This window comes from Blautia sp. HCN-20427, from assembly GCF_037890365.1.
Classification (GTDB): Bacteria; Bacillota; Clostridia; order Lachnospirales; family Lachnospiraceae; genus Blautia.
The window spans coordinates 1-2,945 of the sequence record NZ_JBBKBX010000049.1; the positions used below are offsets into that span (position 1 = coordinate 1).

The window sequence follows — 2,945 nt, forward strand, 5'->3', positions numbered from 1 at the left end:
AGGTCAAGCCCTCGACCGATTAGTAGCAGTCAGCTCCATACATTGCTGCACTTCCACCTCTGCCCTATCTACCTCGTCGTCTTCAAGGGGTCTTACTTCTTCCGAATGGGATATCTCATCTTGAGGGGGGCTTCACGCTTAGATGCCTTCAGCGTTTATCCCTGCCGGGCTTGGCTACTCTGCCATGGCTTTGGCAAACCAACAGATACACCAGCGGCCCGTCCACCCCGGTCCTCTCGTACTAAGGGCAGCTCCTCTCAAATATCCTACGCCCACGCCGGATAGGGACCGAACTGTCTCACGACGTTCTGAACCCAGCTCGCGTACCGCTTTAATGGGCGAACAGCCCAACCCTTGGGACCTACTACAGCCCCAGGATGCGATGAGCCGACATCGAGGTGCCAAACCACTCCGTCGATGTGAACTCTTGGGAGTGATAAGCCTGTTATCCCCAGGGTAGCTTTTATCCGTTGAGCGATGGCATTCCCACTTAATACCACCGGATCACTAAGCCCTACTTTCGTACCTGCTCCACCCGTCGGTGTCGCAGTCAAGCTCCCTTCTGCCTTTGCACTCTTCGAATGGTTTCCGACCATTCTGAGGGAACCTTTGGGCGCCTCCGATACCCTTTCGGAGGCGACCGCCCCAGTCAAACTCCCCGCCTGGCATTGTCCCACCGCCGGCTTACGGCGGCTGGTTAGAAACCCAATACTGCAAGGGTGGTATCCCAACAGCGGCTCCCACACAACTGGCGTCATGTGTTCTCAGCCTCCCACCTATCCTGTACATGCAATACCGAGTCCCAGTACCAAACTGGAGTAAAGCTCCATGGGGTCTTTCCGTCCTGGCGCAGGTAACCAGCATCTTCACTGGTACTTCAATTTCACCGGATGCATTGTCGAGACAGCGCTCAAATCATTACGCCTTTCGTGCGGGTCGGAACTTACCCGACAAGGAATTTCGCTACCTTAGGACCGTTATAGTTACGGCCGCCGTTTACTGGGGCTTAAATTCAAAGCTTCGCCGAAGCTAACCTCTCCTCTTAACCTTCCAGCACCGGGCAGGCGTCAGCCCATATACCTCACCTTTCGGTTTTGCATAGACCTGTGTTTTTGCTAAACAGTTGCTTGAGCCTATTCTCTGCGGCCACATCTCTGTGGCACCCCTTCTCCCGAAGTTACGGGGTCATTTTGCCGAGTTCCTTGACAATGCTTCTTCCGCCGGCCTTAGGATTCTCTCCTCATCCACCTGTGTCGGTTTACGGTACGGGTACAGTACAAACAATAGCGGCTTTTCTCGACGCATGGCTCACATACTTCCCTACTTCTTTTCGGTCCGCTTCACGTCTTCGGGTTGCCACACGGATTTTCCTATGTGACCCCTACCTCGCTTGCACGCGGCTTTCCATTCCGCGCCTATGCTCTCCACACGTGTCCCCACAGTTCTGTCATACTGCAGTACAGGAATTTCAACCTGTTGTCCATCGGCTACGTCTTTCGACCTCGCCTTAGGCCCCGACTTACCCAGGGCAGATCAGCTTTACCCTGGAAACCTTGGATATTCGGCCTAGAGGATTCCCACCTCTATCTCGCTACTCATTCCGGCATTCTCTCTTCCATAAAGTCCACAGCTCCTTACGGTACTGCTTCTTCCCTTATGCAATGCTCCTCTACCAATCCTTTTCAGGATTCCTCAGCTTCGGTGTCGTGTTTCAGCCCCGGACATTTTCGGCGCAGGACCTCTCGACCAGTGAGCTATTACGCACTCTTTGAATGTATGGCTGCTTCTGAGCCAACATCCTGGTTGTCTTCGAAATCCCACATCCTTTTCCACTTAACACGTACTTTGGGACCTTAGCTGGAGGTCTGGGCTCTTTCCCTTTTGACTATCCAACTTATCTCGTATAGTCTGACTCCCGGCAATCAGTTTCATGGCATTCGGAGTTTGATATTCTTCGGTAGGCTTTGACGCCCCCTAGGAAATTCAGTGCTCTACCTCCATAAACCTTTGCCGAGGCTAGCCCTAAAGCTATTTCGAGGAGAACCAGCTATCTCCGGGTTCGATTGGAATTTCTCCCCTATCCACACCTCATCGCCACCCTTTTCAACGGATGTGCGTTCGGTCCTCCATTGCCTTTTACGGCAGCTTCAACCTGGACATGGATAGATCACCCGGTTTCGGGTCTGCACATACTGACTCTGGCCCTGTTAAGACTTGGTTTCCCTACGGCTCCGCACCTTTGGTGCTTAACCTTGCCAGTATGCACAACTCGCCGGACCGTTCTACAAAAAGTACGCGGTTCCTCCAATAATGAGGTTCCACAGCTTGTAAACACAGGGTTTCAGGTTCTCTTTCACTCCCCTCCCGGGGTCCTTTTCACCTTTCCTTCACAGTACTATGCACTATCGGTCACTAAGGAGTATTTAGCCTTACGGGGTGGTCCCCGCTTATTCCCACAAGGTTTCCCGTGTCTCGTGGTACTCTGGATACTGCCATGTCGTCTCTGGTTTCATGTACGGGGCTTTCACCCTCTCTGGCCGGCTTTCCCAAAACCGTTCCATTACCCTTGACGAATCAATCCCGCAGTCCGAACCCCAGCATGCACGCACGCTGGTTTGGGCTCTTTCCCGTTCGCTCGCCGCTACTTAGGAAATCGAGGTTTCTTTCTTCTCCTCCGGCTACTTAGATGTTTCAGTTCACCGGGTTCCCCTCCATACGTTATGGATTGGCGTATGGATACATGAGGTCTTCTCATGTGGGTTTCCCCATTCAGAAATCTCCGGATCATTGGATATTTGCTCCTCCCCGAAGCTTATCGCAGCTTATCACGTCTTTCATCGGCTCTTAGTGCCAAGGCATCCGCCCTGCGCTCTTTCTTGCTTGGCCTCTTCAGATACTATAGCGTTAATATCTGACGGCTTGTTGTTTCTTGGTTTCTCTACTTG

1 rRNA gene is annotated in these 2,945 nt (G+C 52.6%); it reads right to left on the minus strand.

The annotated features are described in order from the left end of the window. Window positions 1–2,886: ribosomal RNA gene (locus tag WKT17_RS16070) — 23S ribosomal RNA — on the minus strand. Window positions 2,887–2,945: the final 59 nt, after the last annotated feature.